This is a genomic window from Gryllotalpicola sp. CP2-P1, assembly GCF_057512245.1.
In genome coordinates this window covers 1-5,210 of record NZ_JBLRDT010000172.1, presented here as the reverse complement: position 1 = coordinate 5,210, position 5,210 = coordinate 1, and the positions used below count along the sequence as shown (strand labels likewise).

Annotated in this window: 5 protein-coding genes; 2 read left to right on the top strand and 3 right to left on the bottom strand. The window is 70.7% G+C overall.

Annotated elements, in window-relative coordinates; translation table 11 throughout:
* The first annotated feature begins 291 nt into the window (after window positions 1–291).
* Entirely contained in the window at window positions 292–1,131 is an 840-nt protein-coding gene (locus tag ACM2XV_RS11905; RefSeq protein ID WP_344777081.1) for an exodeoxyribonuclease III, read from the top strand.
* Window positions 1,132–1,134: 3 nt separating this feature from the next.
* Here ACM2XV_RS11905 and ACM2XV_RS11900 read toward each other — a convergent pair whose 3' ends face one another.
* A complete protein-coding gene (locus ACM2XV_RS11900; RefSeq protein ID WP_487027072.1) occupies window positions 1,135–1,638 on the bottom strand; it encodes a GNAT family N-acetyltransferase in 504 nt (167 codons plus the stop codon).
* Window positions 1,639–1,787: 149 nt separating this feature from the next.
* On the bottom strand, window positions 1,788–2,708 hold the full coding sequence (locus ACM2XV_RS11895) for an AEC family transporter (RefSeq protein ID WP_344777085.1): 921 nt from the start codon (window positions 2,706–2,708) through the stop codon (window positions 1,788–1,790).
* Between the two features lie 320 nt (window positions 2,709–3,028).
* Between ACM2XV_RS11895 and ACM2XV_RS11890 the strand changes: the two genes are divergently transcribed.
* On the top strand, window positions 3,029–4,255 hold the full coding sequence (locus tag ACM2XV_RS11890; protein ID WP_487027071.1) for an ROK family transcriptional regulator: 1,227 nt from the start codon (window positions 3,029–3,031) through the stop codon (window positions 4,253–4,255).
* A 42-nt stretch (window positions 4,256–4,297) separates the two neighbouring features.
* Here ACM2XV_RS11890 and ACM2XV_RS11885 read toward each other — a convergent pair.
* The coding region (locus ACM2XV_RS11885) for an aldo/keto reductase (protein WP_487027070.1) at window positions 4,298–5,210 on the bottom strand (913 nt) is incomplete at its 5' end.

Genomic DNA, 5,210 nt, shown 5'->3' with positions numbered 1-5,210 from the left:
CGGCCCCGTGGAGTAGCTCGGCGTCGGCACCAGCCGCGGAAGCCGCTCAGGGGCGAAATGCAGATACACCAGCCCGGCGACGGAGACGAGGGCCAGGCATCCGATCAGCAATGTCAGCCAATAGGCGAACCCGCGCCCGCGCGAACGTCCGTGTCCCCCCGACATGCGCGTCAGTCTTGCACGGTCTCCATTCGGCTTCGCCGAGTCGACCGACGTGAGATAGGCCGCCGAGTCGACCGGCGCGGGACGAGCCGCCGGCTCGACCCGCGCACGCGCCAATAGGCTGAGGACATGCGCGTCGCGACCTGGAACGTCAACTCGATCCGCACCCGCTACGGCCGCGTCATCGACTGGCTGCTGCGCGAGGACGTCGACGTGCTCGCCATGCAAGAGATCAAGTGCAAGCCCGAGCAGTTCCCGACGGCGGCGTTCGAAGAGGCGGGCTACGAGCTCGCGATCCACGGCCTGAACCAGTGGAACGGCGTCGCGTTCGCCTCGCGCCTTCCGCTTGAGGACGTCGAGATCGGATTCCCCGGCCAGCCCGGCTTCCTCAAGGGCGCCGACGGCCCCGACCTGCCGCAGGAGGCACGCGCGCTCGGAGCCACCGTCGCAGGCATCCGCCTCTGGTCGCTCTACGTGCCGAACGGCCGCGCGCTCGGCGACCCGCATCTGGCCTACAAGCTCGACTGGCTGCGCGTGCTCGCCGACGACACCCGGCAGTGGCTCGCCGACGACCCGACGCTGCCGCTCGCGCTGATGGGCGACTGGAACGTCGCGCCGCTCGACTCCGATGTCGGCGACCCGTCGTTCGTGCAGGGCGTCTCGACGCACATCTCACCGCCAGAGCGAGCCGCGTTCGCCGAGTTCGAGCGCGCCGGGCTCACCGACGTGGTGCGCCCGCGCGTGCCCACCGGCTACACGTTCTGGGATTACAAGCAGCTGCGCTTCCCGCGCAACGAGGGGCTGCGCATCGACTTCATCATGGGGTCGCAGGGCTTCGCCGAGCTGGTGACGGATGCCTCGATCCACCGCGATGAGCGCAAGGGTGAGGCGCCGTCCGATCACGTGCCGGTCGTCGTCGACCTCGCGGTCGAGACGGAAGAGGACTACGACCGCCCGATGGTCTTCTAGCGCTCAGAGCCGCTTCACCATGTTGATCTCGAGCCGGGTGCGGTCGAGCGGGTACGGCATCGTGTGGCCGGTCTCGACGAAGCCGCGCGAGGCGTAGTAGCGCCGGGCCCGGTCGTTGTCCTCGTGCACGTCGAGCTGCAGCCGGTCGGCGAAGCCGCGCGCCCAGTCCTCGATCGCCTCGAGCAACAGGTCGGTCACCCCGCGCCGCTTCCCGCGGTAGCCGGGCGAGATATAGACGCCGACGAGGAACGGTGCGCCGCCGCCGTGGTCGAGCGCGCCGCCCATCATGCCGACGAACTCGCCGGTGGAGTCGTCGACCGCGACCACGAACAGCCGATTCCTCTCTTCACCGCGGCCCGCGTAGGCGCGCCACTCGGCCTCGGTCTGCGCGCGGGCGTGCTCGTAGGTCTGCGTGAACGCCATCGGAGTGTCCTGCAGCGCCTCGAGGCGCAGCCGCCGCATCGCCTGCCAGTCGTCGCGGGTGGTGCGTCGCACGGTGATGGCCATGCACTCATCTTGCCGGGGTGGGCTGGTGCAGGCATCCGCTCGCCCCCGCGCGCTGTGATCGGTTGCGCCACTGGCTTCCGCTCTGCGCGCCTCGGATCCGAGTAGCGCACAGCGGATCCTGGTGGCGCAACCGGGAGGACCGCGGCGTGCTAGGTCAGCAGCAGCGCGACCACGAAGACGGCAGGCACCGACAGGATCGTCGAGAGCAACACGGCGTCGCGGGCGACGATCTCGCCACGCTCGTAGCGCGCCGCGAAGTTGTAGACGTTCTGCGCCGCGGGCAGCGCGCACAGCACCACCGTGACGAACAGCTGGTGCCCCGTCACGTGGAAGCCGTAGCGGGCGAGAGCCCACCCGATCAGCGGCATCAGCACGACCTTGAAGACGGTGGCGACGATGACCTCGGCGCGCGCTCCGACCGCCTTGAGCGGCGGCGAGCCGTGCAGCGACATGCCGAAGGCCATGAGCACGAGCGGCACCGCCGCGCCGCCGAGCAGCGTGAAGGCGCTGTCGACGACGTCGGGCAGCGTCCACCCGAAGGCGGCGACGACGACCCCCGCGACCGACGCGATGATCATGGGATTCCGCACGGGGTTGAGCAGGATGTCGCGCAGGCTCACCCGGCCGCGGCTCGTGACGTCGAGAACCGTGAGCGCGATCGGCGCGAAGACGATGAGCTGCACGAGCAGCACCGGCGCGATGTAGGCGGGGCTGCCGAGCACGTACACCGCGACCGGAATGCCGATGTTGTTGAAGTTCGAGTAGCTCGACGCGAGCACTCCGATGGTCGTGCGCGCCGCCGGCCGGCGGAAGAACAGCCGGCTCAGCACGAGGAACACGAGGCCCGCGATGACGGCCGCGATGTTCGCCGCGAGGCCGACGCCAGAGACGACGGTGCGGATGTCCTCTTTGGCCAGCACTGTGAAGAGCAGGGCGGGGTTCGTGATGAAGAACGCGATGCGGTTGAGCACGTAACCGGCCTGCGGCCCGCCGACGCCCACGCGGCCGACGCCGTAGCCGACGGCGATCACGAATGCGATGATCCCGAAGCCCGTCAGTACGCCCAGCACGCGGACCAGCCTATTGGTATACCAACGGATGCCTGAGCGGGGCGGCGTCGCGCACGGTGCCGCCCTGCGTTCGCCCGGCCGACCGTCCCTCCCGGCCGCCCGTGCCGCGCCACCGAGGGTTGCCGAAACGGTGCTCTGCCCAAACATTCCCCCATCACGGCACCTCTGGGTAACGCGGCACGGGCGCTGAACAGGCTCTGCGCCTGCCACGCCGGTGTGCCGCCCTCGCACGGCGCGCGACCAACGCGCCCGAACTTACTCAAGCTAAGTAAGATGACGCCAGAAGCGGCGTGGGCCGCGTCGGAAGGTGCGGTGCGGTCATGGCCACGAGGCGGATGAAGGGGCAGTCCTCCGCCGAGACCCGCAGCGCCATTCTCGACCTGATCCGCTCGAGCGGGTCGGTCAGCCGCAGCGAGCTGGCGGTGCTGTCGGGGCTCACCGAGGCCACCATCTCGAAGATCGTCAAGACGCTGCTCGACCAGGAGCTCGTCATCGAAGCCGGCTTCGCCGACTCGACGGGCGGCAAGCGGCCGGTGCTGCTCACACTCAACACGAAGGCGCGCTACGCGATCGGCGTCTCGCTCGACGCGCGCAGCATCAACTACGTCGTGAGCGACATGAGCGGCCACGCGGTGCACCACCTCGAGACCGAGGGCTTCGGCCGCACCACCCCGCCGCTCGTCATCAAGCGCATGGCCGGCGACATCGCCAAGCTCGTCAAGCGCAGCAAGCTCGCGCCGGGCGAAGTCGTCGGCATCGGGGTCGCCGCTGCCGGCCGGCTCGACGCCTCCGGGGGCGTGCTGCGTCGCTCGCGCGTCGCGAGCGACTGGGAGGACTTCGCGATCGAGGCCGCCCTGCACGACGCCACCGGCATGCGCGTCGCACTCGACAACGACGGCAACTGCGCAGCACTCGGCGAGTTCTGGTCGCAGCGGCTGCCGGCCGATCACGACTTCGCCGTCGTGTACATGGCCACGGGCATCGGCTGCGGGCTCGTCATCGACGGCGGCCTCTACCGCGGTGCGTCCGGGAACGTCGGCGAGATCGGGCACATGACCGTCGACCTCAACGGTCCCGAGTGCTTCTGCGGGCGCCGCGGCTGCCTCGAGACCCTCGCGGCGCCGGCGGCCGTGGTCGCGCGGGCGCGTGCCAACGAGAAGCTCGCCGCCGCCCTCGGGCTCGAGGAGGACACCGCCGAAGACGACGTGCGTGCCGACTTCGCGCTCATCGCCCGCGCCGCCGCCGAGGGCGACGCGGGCAGTGTCGCGCTGCTCACCGAATCCGCGGAGTATCTGGCCACAGCGGTCGTGTCGATGGCCAACCTGCTCGACCTCGACACGGTCTACCTCGGCGGTCCGGGCTTCGCCGACGCCGGCGAGCTCTACGCGGGAACTCTGCGCCGTGCGCTCGAGAGCGGCGCGTTCATGCGCGCCGTCCACCCCGTCGAGGTGCGCATGAGCTCGGTCGGGGCCGAGACGTCGGCGCTCGGGGCCGCGTCGCTGATGCTGCACAGCCACCTCACCCCGTTCCGCGCGGGCCGGGGCTGAGCCCGCACGGCGGTGCGGCCGCCGCACAAGCGACCATGGACGTCACGCGGCGCGGTGGTCGAGCCAGTTCTCGGGCGCGGGCACGAGCTCGTCGATGCGCGCCCAGAAGGACGCAGGCAGATCGAGGGATGCCGCAGCGACGAGCTGCCCGATGCGCTCGGGTTTCGTGAACCCGACCACCGTCGACGCGATCCGGCTGTCCCGCAGCGACCAGGCGAGCGCCACGGCCGCGAGGTCCGTGCCGTGTTCCTCGGCGAGTGCCGCCATGTCCGCGATCGCCGCGAGCGTCGCGGGCGACGCCTCGCGGTAGCCGTATCTCGTGAGCCCGTCGTGCGGCTTCGCGAGGATGCCCCCGCCGTGCACAGCCGCGTTGAGGACGCCCATTCCGCGCTCCGCCGCCGCCTCGATAAGCGGCCCGGCGCTGCGGTCGACGAGCGACCAGCGGTTGTGCGTCAGCAGCAGTTCGAACACGCCGAGCTCGACGTAGCGCCCGATCTCGTGCACGTCACCGCCCGCGACGCCGAGATGGCCGATGAGGCCCTCGTCCCGCAAGGCGATCAGCGCGTCGACCGCCCCGCCAGGGGCGGTGAGCTCAGCGAAGGGGTGGAACTCGGGGTCGTGCAGGTGCACCACGGGAAGGTGATCGAGCCCGAGGCGCGCCATGCTCTCCTCCACCGATCGCCGCACCCGGTCACCCGAGTAGTCGCCGCCCTTCGGGTCGACCTTCGTCTCGACGAGCACGCCCGCGGGAAGGCCGCCCTCCTCGGCGATCGCGCGCCCGATGCGCGTCTCGCTCGCCCCGTTCGAGTAGCCGTTCGAGGTGTCGATGAAGTTGATGGGGCTGCGGAACACCTCGCGCACGAGTTCGATCGCGCTGCCCTCGCTGATCTCATAGCCGAACAGCTGCGCCATGCCGCCGAGCGGACCGCCCCCGAGGCACAGTGCGGAGACGGTC